Raw genomic sequence first — 22,640 nt, 5'->3', positions numbered from 1 at the left:
CACAAAGCAGCTTGCTGTCCATAACCGCTGCTCCAATAACTTTCCCATGAGGCCTCTGGGTTGGCTTTCTCCTTTAGAGTTCTCTGTCCAATATGTTTGACAAACCTACAACAGGTATAATAGAATTAACTTATTCAATCAGAAAGGCAGGATGTCGCCGCTATGCTGAATTTTACCATCCACACAACAACCGAGATTGTCTTTGGCCGTGGAATCGAAGAGCAAATCGGCCCGAAACTCAAGGAAATCGGCGCGCACCGCGTGCTGGTGCACTTCGGCGGATCGAGTGCGCGCTCATCCGGCCTGCTCGACCGCGTGGAGCAAAGCCTGTTCCATGCCGGTTTGTCATTTATTGAGTTCGGCGGCGTTGAACCGAACCCCAAGGTGTCTATGGTGCGCAAGGGCATTGCGCTTTGCCGACGTGAAGCAATCGACTTTATCCTTGCTGTCGGGGGCGGCTCGGTCATCGACTCCGCCAAGGGCATCGGCATGGGCGTTGCCACGGGCCGCGACCCGTGGGAATTCGCCTCCACCGGCACCGCGCCCGACAAGACCCTGCCCATCGCCACCGTGCTGACGCTTGCCGCCTCCGGCTCGGAAAGCAGCAACTCCTGCGTGCTGACCAACGAGGAAACCCGCGAAAAGCGCGGCATCACCAGCCAGACCAACCGTCCGCGCATCAGCTTCCTCAACCCGGAAAATACGTTTTCCGTATCCAAATTCCAAACCGGCTGCGGCATCGTGGATATCATGATGCACACGCTTGAGCGCTACCTCACCCCCGCGGGCGGCGAAAGCGACATCACCGACCGTATTTGCGAAGGCCTGCTCATCGCAACGCGCGATGCGGGCCGCCGCGCCATCGCCAATCCCAACGACTACGAGGCACGCGCTACTCTCATGTGGGCGGGCAGCGTGTCCCACAACGATTACACCGGCTGCGGCCGCACACGTCTGTTCCCGGTGCATAAACTTGAGCATGAGTTGAGCGCTTTCCGGGACGAAATTGCGCATGGCGCGGGCCTTTCCGTTCTGTTCCCCGCGTGGGCAATGTACGAGATGAAAAACGATATCCCGCGCTTTGCACAGCTGGCAAACCGCGTGTTCGGCGTGGAGATGGACTTTACCTGCCCCGAGCGCACCGCGCGTGAAGGTATTCTGACCATGAAGCGCTTTTTTGAGGAGATTGGCATGCCGGTACATCTGTCGCAGCTCGGCATCAAGCCCGCAGACTATGAAACACTTGCGAGCAACACCGTGCACACCGTAAAAGGCCCGGTTAAAAGCTATACCTCGCTCGATAAGGACGCTATCCTTGCCATTTACCGTTTGGCCGAATAAATCCCTCACCGCCTGTGGCGGGCGGCTCTGTTCGTCCGCCACAGACCGGCCAACAACTTTTACGAATTTTTCCGTTTTTCTTTCATTTTTCTCTTGACAACTTTTCACTTTGCGCGCTATAATGTTTAGGCTAACTGCAATAAATGCTTGTAGCTTTGTACCAGCACTTTTCACATTCCTCAATAGCTCAGTCGGTAGAGCATGCGGCTGTTAACCGCAGGGTCGTTGGTTCGAGTCCAACTTGAGGAGCCATATAGGGGTATAGCTCAGCTGGTAGAGCATCGGTCTCCAAAACCGAGTGCCGTGGGTTCGATCCCTACTGCCCCTGCCACTTCGCTGCTGTAGCTCAGTAGGTAGAGTGCATCCTTGGTAAGGATGAGGTCACCGGTTCAAATCCGGTCAGCAGCTCCAAAAAAGCGAACCGCCTGAAGCGGTTCGTTTTTTTATGTATTCAGAATTTTCCTGCAAAGGAGCGTTTTCGCCTTGAAAATCCGAAACTCTCTGATTCTGCTGCTCACCGCTGCCATCTGGGGTGTGGCGTTCGTGGCACAGAGCGTCGGCATGGACTACGTCGGCCCATTCACTTTTTTGTTTGCGCGCAGTGTTATCGGCGGCATCGTCCTGCTTCCCGTTGTTGCCATCCTGCACCGGAACGGAGCAATCCACACATACGAAAATGCGGAAGAAAAACGGCGCGCACGCAAAACGCTGATACTCGGCGGTGTATGCTGCGGCACGGTGCTGTGCTTTGCGAGCATTTTTCAGCAGATTGGCCTGCTGTACACTACGGTCGGCAAATCCGGTTTTCTGACTGCCTGCTATATCTTAATTGTGCCGCTGCTCGGCCTTCTGTTCAGGCGTAAATGCGGCAGACTGGTCTGGTGCGGTGTTGCGCTGGCAATCGTCGGCCTCTATTTCCTCTGCCTGACCGACGGCTTGAGCGTGAACCTCGGCGACCTGCTCACCTTTATCTGCGCTATCCTGTTTTCTGTACATATTATGGTCATTGACCATTTTTCTCCGCTGACTGACAGCGTGAAGATGTCCTGTATTCAGTTTTATGTGTGCGCTGCGATTGCGGGCGTGGGTATGCTGCTCTTTGAGCAGCCCAGCCTGAGCGCATTACTTGCCGCTTGGAAGCCTGTGCTGTACGCAGGCGCGCTATCCTCCGGCGCGGCCTATACCCTGCAAATTATCGGGCAAAAGGGCATGAATCCGACGGTTGCCTCGCTTATCATGAGCCTGGAGTCGGTTATCTCCGTGCTTGCCGGTTGGGTGATTCTGCATCAAACGCTGTCCGGCCGCGAGATTCTGGGCTGCGTGCTCATGTTTGCCGCCATCATTCTGGCACAGCTGCCGGATAAAAGCGCCGCCTGAGCCTTTTCAATCTGCATCAAAGACCGTCAAATGACGGTCTTTTCTTTTGTGCATCTTTTTTCATATCCCATATTGACAAACCGCTTGTTATGCCATAATATGAATACATGAACATATGAACAATCATTCATATATAGATCGGGAGGCGTCATTATGACATCACAAGAATCCTGCAAGGCTGCAACTGCCACCGAACGCACATTGCATGCCCATACACATATAACAAACATCGAAAACAACACAGAATGTTCCCATTCCGCCTCTTGCGGCTGCGGGCATGACCATCACCACGATAATGCCTGCGGCTGCGGACATGACCATCACCACGATGATGCCTGCGGCTGCGGACATGACCATCACCACGATGATACCTGCGGCTGCGGGCATGACCATCACCACGATGATGCCTGCGGCTGCGGACATGACCATCATCCGGCACATCACGAACACCATTCCGCGGCGCATACTTCCCGTAAGCACGGCAAACAGCGCGTGTATACGCTGCAAAACCTCGGCTGCGCGCACTGTGCGGCAGAAATGCAGCACCAGATCAGCCTTCTGGACGGCGTGCACGACTGCACACTGGTGTTTGAAACCCGTCAGCTGCGCGTGACCGGCGACAACCCGGACGCACTGCTGCCCCGTATCCGTGAAATCTGCACCTCCATCGAAGGCACAACAAAGGTCATCGCGCCCGAAGAGGACGAGGAAGAAGCCGGCGGCCATACGCTGGCCGAACTTCTCATTGGCGCGGGGCTGTTTCTGCTCGGCGAATTGGTGCTGGACGGCGTACCGCAGGTCGTCGCCATGCTGGCCGCATACTTCCTGCTCGGCTGGCGCGTGCTGCTGACCGCTGTACGGGGTATCGTTAAAGGCCGCGTATTTGACGAAAACTTTCTGATGGCACTGGCCACTATCGGCGCATGGGTCATCGGCGCATCCGACGAGGCCGTCGGCGTCATGCTGTTCTACCGCATCGGCGAATATTTCGAGGATCGCGCGGTCGAACGGTCGCGCCGTCAGATCATGCAGGCGGTCGATTTGCGGCCGGAAACCGTCAATCGCATCCTGCCTGACGGCAGTACGCAGACCATTCCCGCCGCCGATGCGCAGGTCGATGACCTCGTGCTCGTCCGTCCGGGCGACCGCGTCCCGCTCGACGGCGTAGTCGTGGAAGGCGTCAGCCGTCTGGACACCGCCGCCATCACCGGCGAACCAGTGCCGGTGCGCGTCGCACCCGGCGACCGTGCGCTGTCCGGCTGCGTCAATACGGACGGCGTGCTCCGCCTGCGCGTCACCCATGTGCTGGCGGAAAGCATGGTACAGCGTATTTTGGACAGCGTGGAAAACGCCGCCGCGCGCAAACCCAAAATTGACCGTTTCATCACCCGCTTTTCGCGTGTCTATACGCCCGTCGTGGTCGGCATCGCGGCATTGACCGCACTCGTCCCCGGCCTCATCACTGGCGACTGGGCACACTGGGTATACACCGCGCTGACCTTCCTTGTCATTTCCTGCCCGTGCGCGCTTGTGCTGAGCGTACCGCTGACCTACTTTGCAGGCATCGGCGCAGGCTCCAAACGCGGCATCCTGTTCAAAGGCGGCGTATCGCTTGAGGCGCTCAACGACGTGAAAACCATTGTCATGGATAAGACCGGTACCATTACCCGCGGCAACTTCGCCGTGCAGCAGGTCATCCCTGCCACGGACGCGAATATGGAAGCCGTTGAGCTGCTGCAGCTTGCGGCAGCCTGCGAATCCGCGTCCACGCATCCGATTGCAAAATCCATTCTGGCCGCCTGCCAGACCGACTATCCCGCTACGGATTCCATCCGTGAGCAGGCAGGCGAGGGCATAGAAGCCGTTATCGGCGGCAAAACCGTGCTGTGCGGTAACCGCAAGCTGCTCGAACGGCATGGCATCAACCTTGCAGGCTTCACTGGTACGCCCGGCAGCACCGAGGTCCTTCTTGCGCAGGACGGACAGCTGCTTGGCCATATCGTGATTGCAGACACGGTCAAGGCAGACGCGAAGCAAGCCATGGACCGCATGCAGGCGCAGGGCCTGACCACCGCCATGCTGACCGGAGACGCACAGGAGACTGCGGACGCGGTCGCACACGAGCTTGGCATCCAAGAGGTACGCGCACGCCTGCTGCCCGAGGATAAGCTGACCGCGCTAACCGAGCTGCGTGAAAAGCACGGCGCGGTGATGTTTGTCGGCGACGGCATCAACGACGCTCCCGTGCTTGCGGGTGCAGACGTAGGCGCGGCGATGGGCAGCGGCGCGGACGCGGCAATCGAAGCCGCAGACGTGGTGTTCATGAACGCCGACCTGTCTTCTATTCCTGCCTCCGTACAGATTGCGCGCGGTGCACAACGCATCTCACGGCAAAACATCATATTTGCACTGGGCGTTAAGCTGCTCGTCATGGTGCTGGGCCTTGCGGGTATCGCGTCCATGTGGCTGGCGGTGTTCGCAGATACCGGCGTTGCCATGCTGTGCGTGCTAAACTCCATCCGCATGCTGTATATCAAAACCGAATAATTCCCTTGAGCAGATCAGGAAAGTGCGGCAAAGCCGGGCTTTTGATGAAAACGGCCGCTTTACGACCGTTTTTCATTGCACTTGCGCTATGGCGACCGGAATTTCCACAAAAAAAGCGGAAAACCCATCAGGTTTTCCGCTTTTTCTTACTTTTCCAACCGGTCGAGGAAGCTGTGGCGTCCGTTTTCATCCCGCCAGCCCAGCAGCTTTGCGGTATCCACATTCTTGACGGCATTTAGGATATTCGCCTCAATTTGCGGATTTTCCGCCGCAAGCGATGCAATCAGCGCCTTGACTGCCGCGCGCTTGGTATCGCTCTCCAGCTTTTTCGCCGGGCAATCGCACGAGGCAAAATTCAGCCCGCAAAAGTCCACCCACGCCTGTACGCTGCGCTCGCGCGTCAGATAAAGCGGGCGAATCAACTCCATCCCCGCGTAATTCTTCGCGGCAAGCCGCGGCAGCATCGCCTGCACCTGACCGCCGTAAATCAGTCCCATCAGCACAGTCTCAACCGCGTCGTCATAGTGATGACCGAGGGCAATCTTGTTGCAGCCCCGCTTTTTCGCCTCAGTGTACAGATAACCACGCCGCATTTTCGCGCACAAAAAGCACGGATGCTCTGCCGCGTGATTGCCCGCAACACGCAGCACATTCGTCTCAAACACCTCAAGCGGCAAACCAAGATGCGCGACGTTCGCTTCCAGTCGCGCGCGGCCTTCGGGCATATATCCCGGGTCCATCGCCAGAAAGCGCAGCGAAAAGTCCACCGTGCGCTGCAAATCCTGCATCAGCAGCGCAAGCAGCATCGAATCTTTGCCGCCCGAAATGCAAACCGCGATGGTATCCCCCCGCTGCACCAGCCGATATGCCTTAACCGCGTCCACAAAGGGCTTGCGCAGCGTGCGCACAAATTCGCTTTGCAGCGTGCGCCGAATCTCCCGTCCTGTCATGCGCCACCCTTTTTATGCTGAAAATGATAGGTTACGCGCGCAAGCAAGCTATCCGGCGCAAAATGCCGCGCCAGTGTCATCGCCTTCATCGCCGCCCCCGGCACGATGACGCCCTTGCCCGCGAACATCCCGTCTACCGCCGCGCGTGCGACGCGCTGCACAGTCAGGCCGCCGAGCGCAAACCCCACGCCCGCCACTTTGTTAAACTCGGTATCCACCGGTCCGGGACACAGCGCGCACACCTGAACGCCGCTGCCCGCGCGCCGCAGTTCTTCGCGGATGGCTTGTGTCAGCCGCAGAACGTAGTTTTTGGTCGCGTAATAGGTCGCCATGAGTGGCCCCGGCAGAAACCCCGCACTCGACGCGACATTGAGCACATAACCGTGCCCACGCTTTTCAAAATCCTGCACAGCCAGTTTGGTCAGAATATGCACCGCGCGGATGTTGGTATCAATCATGCGCAGTTCTTCGTCTAAATCGGTCTCGGTGAACGCGCCGAACAGACCAAAGCCCGCGTTATTGACGACCACCTCAAGGTCATCCCCGCGCGCTGCTTCATACAGCAGGCGACATTCCTTCGCGTCCGATACATCCGCCGCGATGATATGACACACAGTCGGCAGTTCGGCGGCAAGTTCACGCAGCCGGTCCTCGCGCCGCGCACACAAAATCAGCTCATAGCCGCGCGCGGATAGCAGGCGGGCTATTTCACGTCCAATACCGGAGGATGCGCCGGTAATCAATGCTTTCATCATACTACTCCCCTTTCCGGAGGCTTTGTTTACCCTTAGTGTACCATGCGCTCTGCCCTGCGTCAAACCGGAGCTTCTGCCAATTTTCCTTTTAATCCGCCTTGGATAATGGTATACTGAATAGAAAGGAGGGCTTTTTATGGAACAAACTGAGCTGGAAAGCAAACTGCTTGCTCTACTGACACAGCCCATGCGCATGGACGAGATGCGCCGCGCCCTGCCCGAAACCGGCAAGAACGAGCTGAAAGACGCGCTCGACCGCCTGATAGCGGACGGTCAGGTGATGAAAAACAAGAAAAACCGTTTTGCAGTCTGCACACATTACGGTTGTGTGGCGGGTACCTATCTTGCTACCGAACGCGCCTTCGCCTTTGTTGCCCCCGACGCGCCTGCGGATGGCGCCAAGCCGGATGACCTGTTCATCCCGCCCGGCGCAAACGGCGGCGCGTGGCACGGCGACCGCGTGCTGGTCAAGCTGTCCGAACGCAAGAACAATCGTGGCCGACGTGAAGGCACGGTCATTCGCGTGCTGCGCCGCGCCGACCGCGAGCTGACCGGCGCGCTGGTGCAGCGCGGAAACGCCTATTTCGTGCAGCCGGTCTCCAAGAAATACCCCGAAGTCGCCATCGACCGCCACCATCTGGGCGATGCCCAGCCCGGCGACCGTGTCGCGGTGTCTATCTCCTGCTATGGAGATGAAAAGCTGCCGCCGCAAGGCGTCGTCGAAGCGGATTTGGGCGAGGACGGCACGATGGAAGCTGCTATTGCGGGCATCCTGCACGAAAACGGCGTGTATGATGTATTTCCCGACGAAGTGCTGCAAGAGGCGGACGCCATCGGGCAGGAGGTCGACTCGGCGGCGTGCAAGGATCGTCTCGACCTGCGGGACAAGCTGATTTTCACCATCGACGGCGACGACGCGAAGGACTTTGACGACGCAGTATCGCTCGAGCCGCTCGAAAACGGACATTGGCTGCTCGGCGTGCACATTGCGGACGTGTCGCATTATGTCACGCCCGGCGCACCACTCGATATGGAGGCGTTCCGTCGCGGCACATCGGTTTATTACCCAGGCCATGTCGTGCCCATGCTGCCGTTTGCGCTCAGCCACGGCATTTGCTCCTTAAACCCCGGCGTCGATCGCCTGACCTTCTCCGCGCTGATGGAAATAGACAAGGACGGACGGCGGTACAAGGCGCGCTTTGCCAAATCGGTTATCCGGTCGGGCGCGCGCATGACCTACAACAAGGTAAACAAAATCCTCGCGGGCGACAAAGCCCTGCGGGAGGAGTATGCCTTCCTCGTCGATACCGCCGAGCGCATGAACAATCTTGCGCACGCACTGTACAAGCGGCGCATTGAGCGCGGCGCTTTGGAGCTCGATATCCCGGAAGCGCAGATCATCGTGGACGAAAACGGCAATCCGACCGACATCCAGTACCGCGACCGCGGCGAGAGCGAAAAACTCATTGAGGAATTTATGCTTGCGGCAAATGAAGCGGTCGCAGAGTATATGTGCAAAAGGGAGCTTCCGACTGTGTACCGCGTACACGAAAACCCCGACCCGGACAAACTGCGAGTATTCGCGGCGTTTGCGCGGCCGTTTGGCTACCGCATTGACCCCTCCAAGCCCGAGGATACCTTCCAGTTCCAGACTGTGCTGCGCGGTGCGAAAAACGATCCCAAGCAGCGTATTCTGCCGACACTGCTGCTGCGCAGCCTTGCCCGCGCGCGCTACGCGGATGAGTGCATCGGACACTACGGCCTGAAGGCCAAGTTCTATCTGCATTTTACCTCGCCCATCCGTCGCTATCCCGACTTAGTGGCGCACCGGATGCTGCAAAAGGCGCTGACCGGCGAGGAATTTACGACCGCCGACCATACTCTGTGCGAGGAAGCGGCTTCTCAATCCTCCACGCGCGAACAGGCAGCAGACGAATGTGAACGCGATATCGACAAGCTGTATATCGCGGCCTATATGAAGCGCTTCATTGGCGAGGAGTTCGACGGCGAAGTATCCGGCGTGCAGTCGTTCGGCATCTTTGTGGCGCTTGAAAACGGCTGCGAAGGCCTGATCCGCGTCGAATTGCTCGCAGGCGACTTCTACCAGTATGACGAGCAGCGCATGACCATGACCGGTCGCCGTACAGGCAAGCGCTTCACCATCGGCACACCCATTCGCGTCAAGCTGATTGCTGCAAGCGAAGTGACCGGGCAAATTGACTTTGCGCCCGCCGAAGGCGCGCTGCCCATGTCCGACCCAACCGAGGACGCGCCGCCTCCCGCGTTTGCGCCCGCACCCGGCAACCGCGCGCAGCGCCGCCGTCAGAGCCGCGGCAAAGGACGCGGTCGCAAGAGCAAACCGCCCACGCGCAAGCGTCGGTAAATCATCCCAAGCAGAAAGGTTATGAGGAAGCATGCCAGGACTTGTTCTGGAAGGCGGCACGTTCCGCCCGGTATTTTCGTGCGGCGTGATGGACGCGCTGCTCGACAACGATTTGATGTTCGACTATGTCATCGGCGTTTCCGCCGGCATCACCTATGCCGTGTCCTATCTGTCCCGCCAGCGCGGACGCAATCTGGAGGTACTGCGGCAGTACCGCAATGACAAACGCTATTTGGGTGCGCGCAATCTGCGGCGCGACCACTCGATTTTCGGGGTGGAGTTTGTGTTCTCCACCATTCCGAACGAGCTGATTCCGTTTGACTGGGACACCTACCACCGTTATGCGGGCCGCATCCGCGTCGGTGTGACCAACGTGCACACCGGTCAGGCGGAATACCTTGACGGCATGCAGCTTGACCGCGCCAGCACCATGCTGCGCGCAACCTGCGCCATCCCGATTTATTTCCCGCCGGTCGTCATCGGCGACGAGACCTATTATGACGGCGGTCTGGCCGACCCGATTCCGATTGTCAAAAGCCTGCACGACGGCAACGAAAAAAATCTGATTGTGCTCACCCAGCCGCTCGACTACCGCAAGGAAATGACGCACCGCACTCAGCTTGCCGCGCGCGCCTTCCGACGCAAGTATCCCGCACTGACCCGCACGATGCTCACGCGCCCCAAACGCTACAACGAAACCGTGTGCTTCTGCCATCAGCTGGCGGAAAAACAGCCGCAGAACACCGTTCTGCTTCAGCCCACCGACCATTTAGAGAGCTTTGAAAAAGATGTGAAAAAGCTGGAATGGGGCTACGAAATGGGGTATAATATGGCATGCGCGCGCATGGATGATATCCGGCGCCTGTTTTGCTGAGAAAAAACGCGCTTCGCGCGCTTTTTATACACATCGGCGCACTGCCGAAATAACAAAAAGGGGATAAAAGAGTAACATGCAAACCAATCGAATCATTCAGGTGGAGGAAAAGGTGCCGCCGCGCCTGCTCGTACCGCTGTCTATCCAGCACATGTTCGCCATGTTCGGCGCGTCCGTGCTGGTGCCGTTTATGTTCGGCATCAGCCCGGCTATCGTGCTGTTTATGAACGGTATCGGCACACTGCTATTCATCTTCATCACCAAGGGCAAGGCGCCCGCCTATCTCGGCTCGTCGTTCGCATTCATCGCGCCGGCCACCATCGTCATTCAGAACTGGGGCTACCAGTATGCACTGGGCGGCTTTGTGGTGGTCGGTCTGTGCGGCTGTATCCTTGCGGCAATCATTTATAAATGCGGCACCAAATGGATTGACGTGGTGCTCCCGCCTGCGGCAATGGGGCCGGTTGTGGCGCTTATCGGCCTGGAACTGGCCGGCTCCGCCGCATCCACGGGCAAGATCGTCGGAGACGGCGTGACGACCTCGACTGTGATTACTTTCTGTGTAACGCTTGCCGTTGCGGTGCTCGGCAGCGTGCTGTTCCGCAAGTTTTTGTCGGTTATCCCGATTCTGATTGCCATTATCTGCGGCTATGTCGCCGGACTCATCACCGAATATGTTTCGGGAGAACATGTCATCTGGGACGGCATTGCTGCCGCCATCCATCAGCCGTTGTTTCAGCTGCCGAATTTCCAGACCCCGAAGTTTGATTTGGAAGCCATCCTGATCATCCTGCCGGTTATTCTGGTCATTGCCAACGAGCACATCGGCCATCAGCTGGTCACCAGCAAGGTCATCGGTCGTGACCTGCTAAAAGACCCCGGCCTGCATCGCTCGCTGTTCGCGGACAACTTTTCGACCATGATTTCGGGCTTTATCGGCTCGGTGCCGACCACCACCTACGGCGAAAACATCGGCGTAATGGCCATCACCAAGGTATATTCGGTGCGCGTCATCGGCGGCGCGGCTGTGCTGAGCATCATCTGCTCGTTTGTCGGCCCGCTGGCAGCGCTCATCCAGACCATTCCCGGCCCGGTCATCGGCGGTATCTCCTTCCTGCTGTACGGCATGATCGGTACCTCCGGTCTGCGTATTCTGGTGGATAACCACGTCGATTATGGCAAAAACCGCAACATGGCACTGACATCGGTCATCTTTGTCACCGGTCTTTCGGGCGTGACGTTGTCGCTTGGCAATGTGTCGCTATCCGGCATGACGCTGGCCGCCATCGTTGGCATGTTGATGAGCCTGCTGTTCTACGTATTCGATAAGCTGAAGTGGTCCAACGACCAGTGACAGGGGCATCCACCCCCTATCTGCAAAAGCGGTTCCAGTTTGCTCTCATTTGAATGTCGCACAGCAGCAGAAGAGGTCAAAGGTCTACGGGCAAACCGCTTTTGATACCCCCGGACGAGGCCCAAAGCCGCTAAGTCGTTTGCAAAATCCGAGGCACATGTCCTCGGATTTTGTTATTTATATTGTTATCAGCCAATATACTGCCGTGCAAACCGCCAGTGCGATTGCGCCCACGGCGCACCACGCCCATGGATTGCCGATATTCATTGTCCACCCGCCCCAAACGCTGCGGCGCACAAAGAGATTTTTGTCGTCTGTGTTGCAGTAAAACCTGCCGTGCAAACGCGCTTCGACTTCCTCTTGGCTGTATTTCCGTTTGATGCGAACCACCTCTGTTTCCTGCTGTGAGTATATCATATGTCAAACAAAAAAGCACCCTTTCCGGTGGAAAGGGTGCTTTGCAGTTTAGAGAGGATAACTTACTTGTTGTCAACCTCAGCCATGTGCTCGATGAGCATCAGCAGCTTGTTGGAGTAGCCCCACTCGTTGTCGTACCAAGAAACAACCTTCACGAAGGTGTCGGTCAGCTGAATGCCAGCCTTGGCGTCGAAGATAGAGGTGCGAGCGTCGCCCAGGAAGTCGGAGGAAACAACGTCCTCGTCGGTGTAGCCCAAAACGCCCTGCAGGCCGCCCTCAGACAGCGGAGTCTCGGAAGCCTTCTTCATCGCAGCGCAGATGTCCTCGTACTTAGCCGGCTTAGCGAGGTTGCAGGTCAGGTCAACAACGGAAACGTCCAGAGTCGGAACACGCATGGACATACCGGTCAGCTTGCCGTTCAGCTTCGGGTAAACCTTGCCTACTGCCTTCGCAGCGCCAGTGGAGGACGGAATGATGTTGCCGCAAGCCGCACGGCCGCCGCGCCAGTCCTTCTTGGACGGACCGTCAACAACCTTCTGGGTGCCGGTAGCGGAGTGAACGGTGGTCATCAGGCCTTCGGTGATGCCGAATGCTTCGTCCAGAACCTTAGCAATCGGAGCCAGGCAGTTGGTGGTGCAGGAAGCGTTGGACACAAAGGTCATATCCTTGGTGTAAGCGTCCTGGTTAACGCCCATAACGAACATCGGGGTGTCATCCTTGGACGGAGCGGACATAATAACCTTCTTAGCGCCGCCGTCGATGTGTGCCTGAGCCTTCTCCTTGGTCAGGAAAACGCCGGTGGACTCAACAACGTAGTCTGCGCCAGCCTTGCCCCACGGAATATTCTTGGGATCCATCTCAGCAAAGAACTGAACCTTCTTGCCGTCTACAGTGATGGAGTTGTCGTCAAACTCGATGGTGCCGTCATAGCGACCGTGCATGGTGTCATACTTGAGCATGTATGCCATGTAGTCCGGAGTCATGAACGGATCGTTTACCGCTACGAACTCAATGTTCGGGTTCTTCAGACCAGCGCGGAAAACCATACGGCCGATACGGCCAAAGCCATTGATACCAACTTTGATAGCCATTTGCAGTATCCTCCTAAAATGTTTTTAATGAGTCTCTGTCGATGGTTTTATTATACACTAAACGGGTCGTCTGCCGCAAGGTGTAATATTTGTGAAATTTTTGTCATTATGACTGGGCTTTTTGTACAATTTTCTTTGCAAAGCATTCCCGTCTGGTGGTATAATAAGCACATCCCACAAAATATAGTATTTCAGTCCCCGTGCGGCCTTATACTCATGAAAAGAGAAACAAAAAATATTTTGGAGGATAAAGATGGCGGATACGTTCTTTTCACAGATTGACGGGAAAACCCTGCGCGAACTGCTCGCCCGCACCGGTCTGCGCGACGCAGCAGTTGTCACGGTTTCTTCCTCGCTCCATATAGAAAACAGCAATGAAATCGCCGCTCGCCTGACCGGGCTGCACCCGCTCGAGCGTATTGATCAGCTGCTCAGCGAACAAGCAGCGGCGGCTTTGCGCGATTGCATCGCTGCACACATACCGCATACAGTATACGAAGAGCTGGACGGTCTGGAATATCGTCTGGAGATCCTGCCGCACCGTGACGGCGCATTGCTGGCCTTTGTGCGTGATGACCGCGCCTCCTACGATGGCACGCTTCGCGTGCTGCACGCCAAGGGTACACAGTATCTGGGAACGCTGCTTGCGGACGCAGCGCAAGTAGACGATCCCACACTCGCCGCGCATTTGCGTCGCCAGTGCATGCGCCTGCACCGCCTTCTCATGCACTCGGACTTTCTGCACGATCCGCCGCTGACCGAGCAGCTGCGGCTGCGCCATGATGATTTGGCCGAGCTATGCCGCAGCGCTGCGGAGCAGGCATCCTCATATGTTCCCAGCACCGCCGCACCCATCACGGTGCATGCGGACGATAGCTGCATTGCGCTGATAGAGCCGCAGCTCATCCGCACGGCATTGTACAACCTGCTTTCCAATGCCCTGCATGTCACGCCGCCGGACGGCGATATTTCCCTGAGCCTATATGATGACGGCGCCTTTTACACCATTACGGTAGCCGACCGTGGGCCGGGGCTTGACGCTACGCGCTTTGAAGCGCTGCTGTCCGGCTGGCAGATGCCCGTCCCGCTCGATGAATACCTTGCGCTCGCACGGCAGGGTACGCCGCCCGGACTGGGCTTATCGCTCATCCAGCGCATCGCACAGCTGCACGGCGGCAGCCTGCTGCTGTCTCCACGCGAAGGCGGCGGCAGCCAGCTGCATTTCACAATCGCACATCTTCCCGAGACGCTTGCCGACCACAACTTGTACGCTCCTATGATCCTCGAAGACGGGTATCCTTTGGAAGAGGTTGAGTTTTCCATCTTTGGATAACGCAGCAAAACGGCCGCTATGTACTAAAACATAGCGGTCGTTTTGCTTTACCATATCGGTTTTATGCCTTCTGAGAGAAGTTATACAGAATCTGCGCCAGCTCTGCGCGAGTCACCTGCGCCTGCGGCGCAAAGGTGCCGTCTGCGTTGCCATGCAGTAAATTGTCCGCAAGGCATGCGGTAACGCTCGCACGCGCCCATGCGCTGATTGTATTGTAATCGGTGAATGCCTGCATCTCGGCCTCGGCCTCATACCAGTTTGCAAATCCCGTCACATTGATCGGCCTGCCCGTTGTGTCAGCCGCTGCGCGGTTGAGCAAAATCTGATCGTAACGCGCAAGCACAGCCGCGAACTCCTCTCGGGTGATGGTTTCCGTTGCATGCAGATATCTCTTGTTATCGCCGGTCAGAATACCGGCGTTAAAGCAATACGCCAGACCGGGAAGATAGCTTTCCTCCAGCTGCGCACAGTCGTGCAGCTGCATCATGCCTTTGCCCACGGAAATATCCGGCTCCAGTCCCTGCCGCTGCGCGTCGCGGTAAATCGCGTCCGCAACCGCTTGTCGGGTGACCGCATTGTCCGGCGTAAAAGTATCTTCCTGTGTAATATCCATCAGGTTGTTTTCCAGCACATACTCGACCGCAGGCTGATACCATGCCCCTGTCTGCACATCGACCGGATGCTCCGCAGCCAGCGCCGTGGTCGTTACCGATAACAACGCAGCGCCGGTCAGAAAATACGAGAGCACCTGTTTGAATTCCATTTTTTCATTCTCCTTTGCTCGCTTTGCGGCATCGCTGCCGCTTTATCAATGTACCACAACCGGCACGCCTTGTACATTCCTACCAAAAAAGTGTAATATAGATGTAATACGAGAAAAGGGCACTTTTCAGCGCCCTTTTCCTATATTTCAATCCTTATAAAAGGCTCCGAAGCCCTTGTACGCCATATACAGGTCAAGCTTTGCAATTACCTCAAACGGCGCGTGCATCGAGAGAACGGGCACGCCTGCGTCCACCGTATCGATGTTGCGGTTGGCCAGATACATCGCAACCGTGCCGCCGCCGCCCTGATCTACCTTGCCCAGCTGACCGGTCTGCCAGACGACATCCGCCTTGTCGAAAATGCAGCGGATACGCGCCATCAGTTCCGCGGTCGCGTCCGACGTGCCGGACTTGCCGCGCGCGCCCGTGTACTTGACCAGCGCAAAACCGCAGTTGGCTTTGGCATCGTTGCGCTTCTCGGACACCTCCGGAAAGTTGGGGTCAAAGGCGTTGCACACATCCGCGGACAGACAGACCGAATTTTCATAGCACTCTTCGAGCAGCGCGTCCTGCGCACGGCACAGGTCGGCCATGAAGGTGTCGAATGCACGCGACTGCATTCCGGTCACACCGTCCGATCCGGTCTCCTCCTTGTCCACCAGCAGGCACACGCAGGTGTGGGTAGGTGTTGCCTTCAGGTCAAGCAGCGCGGTCGCCGCAGTGTACGAGCAAACACGGTCGTCGTGGCCATACGAGCCGACAAACGAGCGGTCAAAGCCGATGTCGCATGCCTTGAACGCAGGCACACAGCACAGCTCTGCGGAAAGAAAATCCGCTTCTACCATACCGTACTGGCGGTTTAAGTGCTCCATGATAGCCAGTTTGATCTTCTCGCTGCACTTTTCATCCACCGTTTCGCTCGGCACAGAGCCGATGAGCACGTTCATGCCCTCGCCCTTAACGATTTCGGTCGCCTTTTTGGTCATCTGCTCGGAGGCAAGGTGCGGCAGCAGGTCGGTGATGACAAATTTCGGGTCATCCGCCTTATCGCCCACGCGCACCTCAACCTTTTTTACCTGCCCATTGTGGCACACGCACACCACGCCGCGCAGCTCGAGCGGAATCGCCGTCCACTGGTATTTCTTGATACCGCCGTAATAATGCGTTTTAAAGAACGCCATGCCGCCGTCCTCATACAGCGGTACGGTGCGGATGTCCACACGCGGCGCGTCGAGATGCGCGGCGGTCAGGCGCACGCCCTCCGCCATACCCTTTTTGCCGATAACGGCGAGCATGATGCCCTTGTCACGATTGACCTGATAGAGCTTGTCGCCAGGCTTTACCGTGTCGTCGCGCGTCCATGCGCGAAATCCCTTGGCCTCGGCCATGCGCACCATCTCCCTGACTGCGTCGCGCTCGGTCTTAGACTCGTCAAGGAATGCCTTGTATTCCTCGGCATAGGTCTGCATACCGCGCTTGTCGCTGCCGGTCAGACGGTCGAAGCCGGGTTTTTTGTCATAAAACAGCTGTTCGGAAGTCATAACTCAGTCTCCTTTACTTAAATCTTTAAAAATCGCGTCGGCCTGTCGCTGTAAATCGGCAAGGTCGCCGTTGTTTTCCACAATGTAATGGCATCGCGCGCGATAAAAATTCGCGTCCGGCTGCGCGCCGATGCGGGCACGCGCCGCCTGCTCGTCCAAGCCATCGCGCGCCATAATACGCTGCACACGCACTTCTGTGTCGGCCAGCACGCCGATCACGCACTGGCATAAGTTGTCCGCACCCGCTTCAAACAGCGTCGGTGCATCGTACAGCACAAACGGACAATCCCCCTGCGCGCGCATGGCATCCAAGGATGCCACACGGATGTAAGGCAGGGTAATTTCATTCAGCTTTTGCAGCTTTTCCGGATTGGAAAATACAATGCGCGCGAGTTTTGGACGGTCGAGCGCGCCGGTGTCGTCCAGCACACCGCCGAACGCTGCGTCAAGCGCGGCGAGCATCTCGCGGTTTTGCGCGCAAAGCGTTCGGTAGACCGCATCCGCGTCCACCCAACCCGCGCCTTTTTCGCGCAGCAGAGCGGCAAATGTCCCTTTTCCCGTTCCGCTGCCGCCGGTCAGGCCGATGATTCTCATTTTTCCACCTTCTCCTGCGGGTTATGCGGTCATTCGACCACGATTACATGAAAACCCGCAGCTTTTTTGATGCGATTGGCGACTGCAAGCCCCAATCCCTCGTCGGACGGACACTGCGCCCAAATCTGCTGCACGTCCGTATCGTCAAACGCGCGCAACCGGTCAAACACCTCGCGCGCCTGCGCGGCAAGGTCTGTCTGTGAACCGAAGCACTCCACCGTGCAGGTGGGGAAAATATCTCTATATTCGTCAAAACATAACACACCAGTGGGGCCAGATAGATGTTCTGTGATGTATTGTGCCGTCTTTTGTGGGTCACCGCGCACCACTATCACAGGGGCCTTCGGCGCGTAGTGGCGATATTTCATCCCCGGTGCGGACACCTTGACATCGTCTCCGATTTTCTCATACAGCGCACGGTCAACCTCGACCTCCCCCAGCACGGTTTCGAGCTGCTCGAGCGTCACGCCGCCCGGCCGCAGCAAACGCGGCTTATCGAGCGCGAGCGTCACAACCGTGGACTCCACGCCCACGCCGCATGGTCCGCCATCCAGAATGGCGGCAATGCGGCCGTCCATATCGCGCAGCACATGCTCGGCCGTCGTGGTGGACGGGCGACCGGACGTATTGGCCGATGGGGCAGCAAGCGGTACGCCTGCCGCACGAATGAGTGCGCGCGCCAGCGGATGCGAAGGCAGGCGGATGCCGACCGTTTCCAACCCGCACGAAACCGCCTCCGGGATGCAGTCGCCCTTGGGTACAATCATGGTCAGCGGGCCGGGCCAGAACGCTTCGGCAAGCAGTTTGGCCTGCGGCGGCACCGCCGGACACAGCTCGTACATCTGCTCGAAGTCCGCAATATGCACGATGAGCGGATTATCCTGTGGACGGCCCTTCGCGTGAAAAATTTTTTCCACTGCTTCCCCATTTAAGGCGTTAGCAGCAAGCCCATAGACTGTTTCTGTGGGCATGCCCACCACTTCACCCTGTAAAATCAAGTCAGCTGCCATTTTTACTGCATTTTTATCTTGTTGTGGGGAAAGCATAATTGTTTTCATGTATATTTCACTTCCATATGGGATTTATCATCCTAAATACAGCATTGGCAGCGCCAACAATACATCCGGAGCCTCAATCACACCGGTATAGATACCCACGGCAACCAGTGCCGCGCCGATGGCCAGCAGGATGAGTTTTTTGGTAACCTTAAGCACAAACAGCACAAGGTTGAGGACGACCAGCGCAATGCCAATCCAAAGCCATGGCGCGGACTGTATGAGTGCAGAAAGTTCATTCATCGTACAAATTCTCCTTTCGCGAGGGTCAGGCTTCGCTCTGCGCTTTCAGCTTTTCGGCGGTGTCCGCCGCAATGAGCGCATCCAGAATCTCATCCATATCGCCGTTTAAAAATTGGTCGAGCTTATACAGCGTCAGCTTGATGCGGTGATCGGATACGCGGTTTTCCGGATAATTATAGGTGCGGATACGCTCCGAACGGTCGCCCGTGCCGACCTGACTTTTTCGGTCGGCGGCAATGGCGGCCTGCTGCTTTTCCACCTCAGCTTCGTACAGCCGGCTGCGCAGCACACGCAGCGCTTTGTCCCTATTCTTATGCTGACTGCGCTCATCCTGACATTCGACAACCGTTCCGGTCGGGATGTGGGTGACACGAATCGCCGACGATGTTTTATTGATATGCTGGCCACCTGCGCCTGATGAACGAAAGGTGTCAATGCGCAGGTCGTTCGGGTCGAGGTAGAAGTCCACTTCTTCCGCTTCGGGCAGCACCGCGACCGTCGTGGTCGAGGTATGGACGCGCCCCTGGCTCTCGGTTTCAGGCACACGCTGCACGCGGTGAACGCCCGACTCAAATTTGAGCCGCGAATACACCTTATCGCCCGCCACACGGAACACAATTTCCTTATAGCCGCCCAGCTCGGTTTCGGACGTGCTCATCACCTCAGTCTGCCAGCCTCGTTTATCCGCGTACATCGTGTACATGCGGTACAGGTCGGCGGCAAACAGTGCGCTTTCCTCACCGCCCGCGCCGCCGCGGATTTCCACGAAAATGTTTTTCTCGTCATTCGGGTCTTTGGGCAGCAGCAGAATCTTCAGTTCGTCCTCCAGCCGCTTTTCCTCGGCTTTGGCCGCGTGCAACTCCTCCTGCGCCAGTTCTTTCATATCCGGGTCGGACAACATTTCGGTCGCGTCCGCGATGGTCTGCTGCGCCTGCTCATAAGCGCGGTAGGCCGCGACAATCGGCTCCAGCTCATTGCGCTCCTTGAGCAGCTTTGCCGCGTGGTCGGGGTCGTCGTACAGTCCCGGCTCGGACAAACGTGCCTCCAACTCATCCATGCGCTGGCACAACGCCTTTACTTTTTTAAACATGCGTTTCTCCTTCCCCTCAGGCCGTCCAACGGCCGGTCAGCATCAGCCCGAGGATTGAGCAGTATTCCCGGCAGCGCACCGCGACCCACTGCCCTGGGTAAGGCGTGGGTGCGGGTACGCCCAGCCCCTCCTCATAGCCCGCGCGGCGCATCAGCACCTTGGCACGCGCCAGATGATAGTCGCTCGTCACCACCGCGGCGGTATAGCTCTCATGATCGCGCGCCTCCGCCGTTTCAATCAGCGTGCGCGCATTTTCCAGATTTTCAATCGTATTGGTTGACATATCCTCGCGCAGCAGACGCGCAGGGTCAATCCCCTTGCGCTCGGTCAGATACGCAAACATGGATGCCGCCTCGGTGCGCGGTTCGTTGTCGCCCTGCCCGCCGCACAGCACCGCTTTGCTGTTCGGATGCGCAGCCAGCAATTCCGCTGCGGTATCGCATCGCGCGGCAAGCGCTGCCGACGGCTGTCCGTCGGGATTGACCAGCGCGCCCAGTACGATATAATAATCCGCCTGCGTATCCGCTTGTTCGGTCCGCATACCTGCCTGAATGACAAAAATTTGGATTGCGGCGAACGATATGACAAAAAGAGCGAACAACACGCGGCCGACAACTGCCAGCACGCGGCAGGCGAAAAATTGCTCCTGTCCGCGCAACACCAGCCACATGCCGGCGCAGCCGACGGCAAGCGCCAGAAAGAACGCCGCGCCGAATCGGGACGGCGCCCACGGCAACTGCACCACGCCGCCCACGGTGAACACCACCGCGAGCGCCAGCCAGATTTTGCGTTCGGTCATTGCTGCAACTCCTCCAATTCGGCCGCGATAGCCTCCCATTCATCCATCTTGGCGGCAAGCGACTCGTCGCACGTCTCCTTTTCGGTCATCAGTTCCAAAAGGCGCGCCGAGTCGGACGAGGCCTCGATCATCTGCTGTTCCAAATCCGCCGACTGCCGCTCCAGCTGAGAAATCTCCCGTTCGAGGGTGCCCAGCTGCTTTTGCAGATTTTTCGTGCCGCCCGTGCGACGCGGCTTTTCCGGCGGGCGGGGAACGTCGTCCAGCGTCGGGACATCGGGCTTTTTGCGCTTTGGCGTCGGGGCGGGCGCGGGATTCTCCGGTTTTTCCCCTTTTTCTCGGTATTTCAGGAAATCCGAGTATGAGCCGATAAAGTCGATGAGATGCCCGTCCTCCAGATACAGCACGCGGGTCGCGAACCGCTCGACAAAGTAACGGTCATGCGAAACGAACAGCAGCGTACCGTCAAACGCCTCGACCGCTTCCTCTATCCATTCGCGGCTGGCCAGATCCAGATGGTTGGTCGGCTCGTCGAGAATGAGGAAATTGAGCGGATCGTACATCAGCTCGCACAGCCGCAAGCGGCTTTTTTCACCGCCGGACAGCATTTCCACGGTTTTCATCTGCTGCTCGCCCGTAAACTGGAACGAGCCCAGCCGGTTACGCGCCACCTGCATGGACACATTTTTATCGTAAATCAGAGTGTCGATCAGATTACGATGCGGGTTGGCAAAGTACACCTGCTGCGGCAGATAGGCCGGACGCAGACCCACACCCTTGCGAATCACGCCGTTATCCGGCGTTTCCTCGCCCAGCAGAATCTTCAGCAGCGTCGTTTTTCCCGCGCCGTTTGCGCCCAGCAGCGCCACCTTCTCACGGTTGCGGATGTTAAAGCTGATATCGTGTAATATTTCCCGTCCGTCATAACTCTTTGTAATATCCTTGACCTTGAGGACTTCTTCCGTCTCGTAGTTCGGGTCGCCAAAGGTGACGGTCATTTTCTTTTCGGTCTTGAGGCGGTCGGTGACTTTCATGCGCGCGATGCGCTTTTCGATGGACGCCGCGCGCTTGGCGAGGCGCTCGGTGCCGTGCTCGTGCATTGCGCGGGCGGTCGCTTCGAGGCGCTTTTTCTCGGCCAGCTCATGCTCATGGTGCTTGCGCTGCTCCTCCCGACGCCGCTCCCGCTCGACCGCGTAATACGAATAGTTGCCATTATAAAAGTCGCAGGTGCAGTCGTGAATCTCGATCACGCGGTCGCAGCACTGATCGATAAACCAGCGGTCGTGGGAAATAATCATAACCGTACCGCGATAGTTTTCAAGGTATTCCCCCAGCCAGTCCACCGCCTGCATATCGAGATGGTTGGTCGGCTCGTCGAGCAGCAGGATGTCGGTCTGCTCCAAAATAATACGCGCAAGATTGATGCGCGTCTTTTCGCCGCCGGACAGCAGCGCAAACTGCTGCGCGCGCATTGCCTCGGGAATATCCAGACCGTTGCACACGCGGTCAATCTCGTAATCTCGGTTGTAGCCCCCCAGAATTTCCAGACGGGTTTCCAGCTGTGCGTATCGCTTGAGCAGTGAAGCGTCGTCCGGGCGGCGGGTCATCTCGTCGGTGAGCTCGTCCATCGCGGCGGCGACCTCATCCGACTCGCGGAAGGCAAGGCGCAGCACATCCTCCACCGTCGATTCCGGCGGGAAATCCGGCATCTGGTCAATTACGCCCGCGGTTTTTCCCTGTCCGAAGGACACATGCCCGCCGTCATAGGGCAAGCGGCCGGTCAGAACGTGCAGCAGCGTCGTTTTTCCCGCGCCGTTCGCGCCGAGGATCGCCACCTTTTCCCCCGGCTGAATATCAAAAGAGATATCCTGTAAAATCAGCTTGTCGCCATAGTATTTGGTTAAATTCTGTACGGAAATGTCAGCCACGTTCGCGGCTCCTTTCGATATTTCGGTAATCAGAGTTATTATAACACGTTTTCGCGCCGCCGCAAACCCCAAAACGCCGCAGTCTGCGCGACCTTGCCTGTAGGAGTACAATACATCTTGGACAGTTGAATAAAAAAGGGATGAAGGATAAGGCCTCATCGGTTAAAGTTGAGTTGCTACACTTAACTTGACGAGAGGGGGCCATAT

19 protein-coding genes and 3 tRNA genes are annotated in these 22,640 nt (G+C 57.5%); 10 read left to right on the top strand and 12 right to left on the bottom strand.

From position 1 onward, the window contains the following. Window positions 1-162 precede the first annotated feature (162 nt). The 6 genes from ACTQ3V_RS13310 (at window position 163) to ACTQ3V_RS13285 (ending at window position 5,265) form a co-directional block, all read left to right on the top strand. Window positions 163-1,341 (top strand): iron-containing alcohol dehydrogenase, encoded by a 1,179-nt coding sequence (locus ACTQ3V_RS13310; RefSeq protein WP_441467941.1) that lies wholly within the window; start codon window positions 163-165, stop codon window positions 1,339-1,341. A 176-nt stretch (window positions 1,342-1,517) separates the two neighbouring features. Beyond that, a tRNA-Asn gene (locus ACTQ3V_RS13305) sits at window positions 1,518-1,593 on the top strand. Between the two features lie 3 nt (window positions 1,594-1,596). Next, a tRNA-Trp gene (locus ACTQ3V_RS13300) sits at window positions 1,597-1,672 on the top strand. A 4-nt stretch (window positions 1,673-1,676) separates the two neighbouring features. Beyond that, a tRNA-Thr gene (locus ACTQ3V_RS13295) sits at window positions 1,677-1,752 on the top strand. Window positions 1,753-1,824: 72 nt separating this feature from the next. Continuing rightward, window positions 1,825-2,718 (top strand): DMT family transporter, encoded by an 894-nt coding sequence (locus ACTQ3V_RS13290; RefSeq protein ID WP_441467940.1) that lies wholly within the window; start codon window positions 1,825-1,827, stop codon window positions 2,716-2,718. Between the two features lie 153 nt (window positions 2,719-2,871). Then, the gene (locus tag ACTQ3V_RS13285; protein ID WP_441467939.1) at window positions 2,872-5,265 is read left to right on the top strand and encodes a heavy metal translocating P-type ATPase; all 2,394 of its coding nucleotides are present in this window, start codon (window positions 2,872-2,874) and stop codon (window positions 5,263-5,265) included. Window positions 5,266-5,411: 146 nt separating this feature from the next. Here the strand turns inward: ACTQ3V_RS13285 and ACTQ3V_RS13280 are convergent, their stop codons facing one another. Together ACTQ3V_RS13280 and ACTQ3V_RS13275 are read right to left on the bottom strand one after the other, a co-directional pair. After that, the gene (locus ACTQ3V_RS13280) at window positions 5,412-6,215 is read right to left on the bottom strand and encodes a tRNA 2-thiocytidine biosynthesis TtcA family protein (protein ID WP_441467938.1); all 804 of its coding nucleotides are present in this window, start codon (window positions 6,213-6,215) and stop codon (window positions 5,412-5,414) included. Next, entirely contained in the window at window positions 6,212-6,967 is a 756-nt protein-coding gene (locus tag ACTQ3V_RS13275) for an SDR family NAD(P)-dependent oxidoreductase (protein ID WP_441467942.1), read from the bottom strand. The genes ACTQ3V_RS13280 and ACTQ3V_RS13275 overlap by 4 nt, the downstream gene beginning before the upstream one ends. A 139-nt stretch (window positions 6,968-7,106) precedes the next feature. On the opposite strand from ACTQ3V_RS13275, the gene rnr reads away from it, so the two are divergent. The 3 genes from rnr (at window position 7,107) to uraA (ending at window position 11,581) form a co-directional block, all read left to right on the top strand. After that, window positions 7,107-9,353: a ribonuclease R gene (gene rnr / locus ACTQ3V_RS13270; protein WP_441467937.1), complete on the top strand. Its 2,247-nt coding sequence runs from the start codon at window positions 7,107-7,109 to the stop codon at window positions 9,351-9,353. A 31-nt stretch (window positions 9,354-9,384) separates the two neighbouring features. Further along, on the top strand, window positions 9,385-10,227 hold the full coding sequence (locus ACTQ3V_RS13265) for a patatin-like phospholipase family protein (protein WP_441467936.1): 843 nt from the start codon (window positions 9,385-9,387) through the stop codon (window positions 10,225-10,227). A gap of 76 nt (window positions 10,228-10,303) precedes the next feature. Further along, on the top strand, window positions 10,304-11,581 hold the full coding sequence (uraA, locus tag ACTQ3V_RS13260) for a uracil permease (protein WP_441467935.1): 1,278 nt from the start codon (window positions 10,304-10,306) through the stop codon (window positions 11,579-11,581). A 177-nt stretch (window positions 11,582-11,758) separates the two neighbouring features. Here the strand turns inward: uraA and ACTQ3V_RS13255 are convergent, their stop codons facing one another. After that, on the bottom strand, window positions 11,759-11,971 hold the full coding sequence (locus ACTQ3V_RS13255; protein ID WP_441467934.1) for a DUF5808 domain-containing protein: 213 nt from the start codon (window positions 11,969-11,971) through the stop codon (window positions 11,759-11,761). Window positions 11,972-12,060: 89 nt separating this feature from the next. Further along, the gene (gene gap / locus ACTQ3V_RS13250) at window positions 12,061-13,089 is read right to left on the bottom strand and encodes a type I glyceraldehyde-3-phosphate dehydrogenase (RefSeq protein WP_441467933.1); all 1,029 of its coding nucleotides are present in this window, start codon (window positions 13,087-13,089) and stop codon (window positions 12,061-12,063) included. 253 nt (window positions 13,090-13,342) lie between these two features. On the opposite strand from gap, the gene ACTQ3V_RS13245 reads away from it, so the two are divergent. After that, entirely contained in the window at window positions 13,343-14,422 is a 1,080-nt protein-coding gene (locus ACTQ3V_RS13245; RefSeq protein WP_441467932.1) for a sensor histidine kinase, read from the top strand. A gap of 61 nt (window positions 14,423-14,483) precedes the next feature. On the opposite strand, the gene ACTQ3V_RS13240 is transcribed toward ACTQ3V_RS13245, so the two are convergent. The 8 genes from ACTQ3V_RS13240 to ACTQ3V_RS13205 all read right to left on the bottom strand — a co-directional run bounded on the left by ACTQ3V_RS13240 (window position 14,484) and on the right by ACTQ3V_RS13205 (window position 22,433). Then, the gene (locus ACTQ3V_RS13240; RefSeq protein ID WP_441467931.1) at window positions 14,484-15,185 is read right to left on the bottom strand and encodes an S-layer homology domain-containing protein; all 702 of its coding nucleotides are present in this window, start codon (window positions 15,183-15,185) and stop codon (window positions 14,484-14,486) included. A 147-nt stretch (window positions 15,186-15,332) separates the two neighbouring features. Beyond that, window positions 15,333-16,727 (bottom strand): aminopeptidase, encoded by a 1,395-nt coding sequence (locus tag ACTQ3V_RS13235; RefSeq protein WP_441467930.1) that lies wholly within the window; start codon window positions 16,725-16,727, stop codon window positions 15,333-15,335. Window positions 16,728-16,730: 3 nt separating this feature from the next. After that, entirely contained in the window at window positions 16,731-17,321 is a 591-nt protein-coding gene (coaE, locus tag ACTQ3V_RS13230) for a dephospho-CoA kinase (protein WP_441467929.1), read from the bottom strand. Window positions 17,322-17,350: 29 nt separating this feature from the next. Further along, window positions 17,351-18,379: an L-threonylcarbamoyladenylate synthase gene (locus ACTQ3V_RS13225; RefSeq protein WP_441467928.1), complete on the bottom strand. Its 1,029-nt coding sequence runs from the start codon at window positions 18,377-18,379 to the stop codon at window positions 17,351-17,353. Between the two features lie 27 nt (window positions 18,380-18,406). After that, entirely contained in the window at window positions 18,407-18,619 is a 213-nt protein-coding gene (locus tag ACTQ3V_RS13220; RefSeq protein ID WP_441467927.1) for a hypothetical protein, read from the bottom strand. A gap of 25 nt (window positions 18,620-18,644) precedes the next feature. Then, complete coding sequence (gene prfA / locus ACTQ3V_RS13215) at window positions 18,645-19,709, bottom strand: peptide chain release factor 1 (RefSeq protein ID WP_441467926.1); 1,065 nt, start codon at window positions 19,707-19,709, stop codon at window positions 18,645-18,647. A 16-nt stretch (window positions 19,710-19,725) separates the two neighbouring features. Further along, complete coding sequence (locus ACTQ3V_RS13210; protein ID WP_441467925.1) at window positions 19,726-20,508, bottom strand: YdcF family protein; 783 nt, start codon at window positions 20,506-20,508, stop codon at window positions 19,726-19,728. Beyond that, window positions 20,505-22,433, bottom strand: coding sequence for an ABC-F family ATP-binding cassette domain-containing protein (locus ACTQ3V_RS13205; RefSeq protein WP_441467924.1), 1,929 nt, complete (start codon window positions 22,431-22,433; stop codon window positions 20,505-20,507). Before ACTQ3V_RS13205 ends, ACTQ3V_RS13210 begins: the two co-directional genes overlap by 4 nt. Window positions 22,434-22,640: the final 207 nt, after the last annotated feature.

The organism is Candidatus Agathobaculum pullicola, from assembly GCF_052117205.1.
Classification (GTDB): domain Bacteria; phylum Bacillota; class Clostridia; order Oscillospirales; family Butyricicoccaceae; genus Agathobaculum; species Agathobaculum pullicola.
Note: the sequence above shows the minus strand (reverse complement) of the source record. Positions and strands in the feature narration are given on the sequence as shown.

Excerpts from the sequence above, each read along its gene's own strand:
- ACTQ3V_RS13310 (WP_441467941.1), top strand. The coding sequence starts at position 163 with ATGCTGAATTTTACCATCCACACAACAACCGAGATTGTCTTTGGCCGT.
- ACTQ3V_RS13285 (WP_441467939.1), top strand. The coding sequence starts at position 2,872 with ATGACATCACAAGAATCCTGCAAGGCTGCAACTGCCACCGAACGCACA.
- ACTQ3V_RS13280 (WP_441467938.1), bottom strand. The coding sequence starts at position 6,215 with ATGACAGGACGGGAGATTCGGCGCACGCTGCAAAGCGAATTTGTGCGC.
- ACTQ3V_RS13275 (WP_441467942.1), bottom strand. The coding sequence starts at position 6,967 with ATGAAAGCATTGATTACCGGCGCATCCTCCGGTATTGGACGTGAAATA.
- rnr (WP_441467937.1), top strand. The coding sequence starts at position 7,107 with ATGGAACAAACTGAGCTGGAAAGCAAACTGCTTGCTCTACTGACACAG.
- ACTQ3V_RS13265 (WP_441467936.1), top strand. The coding sequence starts at position 9,385 with ATGCCAGGACTTGTTCTGGAAGGCGGCACGTTCCGCCCGGTATTTTCG.
- uraA (WP_441467935.1), top strand. The coding sequence starts at position 10,304 with ATGCAAACCAATCGAATCATTCAGGTGGAGGAAAAGGTGCCGCCGCGC.
- gap (WP_441467933.1), bottom strand. The coding sequence starts at position 13,089 with ATGGCTATCAAAGTTGGTATCAATGGCTTTGGCCGTATCGGCCGTATG.
- ACTQ3V_RS13245 (WP_441467932.1), top strand. The coding sequence starts at position 13,343 with ATGGCGGATACGTTCTTTTCACAGATTGACGGGAAAACCCTGCGCGAA.
- ACTQ3V_RS13240 (WP_441467931.1), bottom strand. The coding sequence starts at position 15,185 with ATGGAATTCAAACAGGTGCTCTCGTATTTTCTGACCGGCGCTGCGTTG.
- ACTQ3V_RS13235 (WP_441467930.1), bottom strand. The coding sequence starts at position 16,727 with ATGACTTCCGAACAGCTGTTTTATGACAAAAAACCCGGCTTCGACCGT.
- coaE (WP_441467929.1), bottom strand. The coding sequence starts at position 17,321 with ATGAGAATCATCGGCCTGACCGGCGGCAGCGGAACGGGAAAAGGGACA.
- ACTQ3V_RS13225 (WP_441467928.1), bottom strand. The coding sequence starts at position 18,379 with ATGAAAACAATTATGCTTTCCCCACAACAAGATAAAAATGCAGTAAAA.
- ACTQ3V_RS13220 (WP_441467927.1), bottom strand. The coding sequence starts at position 18,619 with ATGAATGAACTTTCTGCACTCATACAGTCCGCGCCATGGCTTTGGATT.
- prfA (WP_441467926.1), bottom strand. The coding sequence starts at position 19,709 with ATGTTTAAAAAAGTAAAGGCGTTGTGCCAGCGCATGGATGAGTTGGAG.
- ACTQ3V_RS13210 (WP_441467925.1), bottom strand. The coding sequence starts at position 20,508 with ATGACCGAACGCAAAATCTGGCTGGCGCTCGCGGTGGTGTTCACCGTG.